The sequence below is a fragment of the Desulfurella sp. genome (assembly GCF_023256235.1).
In the GTDB taxonomy this organism is placed as follows: Bacteria; Campylobacterota_A; Desulfurellia; order Desulfurellales; family Desulfurellaceae; genus Desulfurella.
On sequence record NZ_JAGDWY010000085.1, the window covers coordinates 18,631 to 19,202 of the forward strand.

Consider the following 572-nt stretch of genomic DNA (forward strand, 5'->3'; position numbering starts at 1 on the left):
GCAACTTGTTCACCTAAAGCAATTTTAATGGCAGTCTCCACCAAATTAACACCTGTTGAAAGAGGTATTTGGTCAGTGCTAAAAAAACCTCCGGAAAGTCTAGCTGCCACTTCTATAACTTTTGCACCTTCGCTTGAATAAATCATATCACCTTTAACGGTGCCATTATAAATACCAATTGCCTTGCCAGCTTCAAGTGTTAAACTTGAAATCTCATTTTTTATTTTTTGGGGTAAAGACGATGGCATTTGCCCACCATTTTCTATAATGTATGGGGCAAATTTATCAATGTATTCGTAATTTCTTTCGCTAAAACCCACATTTACACCATTTCCATCAATAATAACAGCTTCTGTGCTAATTTGAGGACCATCAATAAACTCCTCCACTAAAACTCTTTTTGATGGAGAATACGATAAAGAATAATTGTAAGCCCAATCTAAATCTATATCTTTTGTTATTCTTAGAACGCCCCTTGCTCCTCTGCTGTCTGCAGGCTTTATTACAAGGTTAAATTTCTTTTCATTAACAACATATTTAAGATGCTTAAGTGAATCTATTTGACAAAACCA

Annotated in this window: 1 protein-coding gene; it reads right to left on the bottom strand. The window is 35.0% G+C overall.

Annotation, left to right across the window (positions count from 1 at the left end; genetic code table 11):
* The coding region (locus tag Q0C22_RS09260; RefSeq protein ID WP_291494052.1) for an acetyl-CoA carboxylase biotin carboxylase subunit family protein at positions 1–572 on the bottom strand (572 nt) is incomplete at both ends.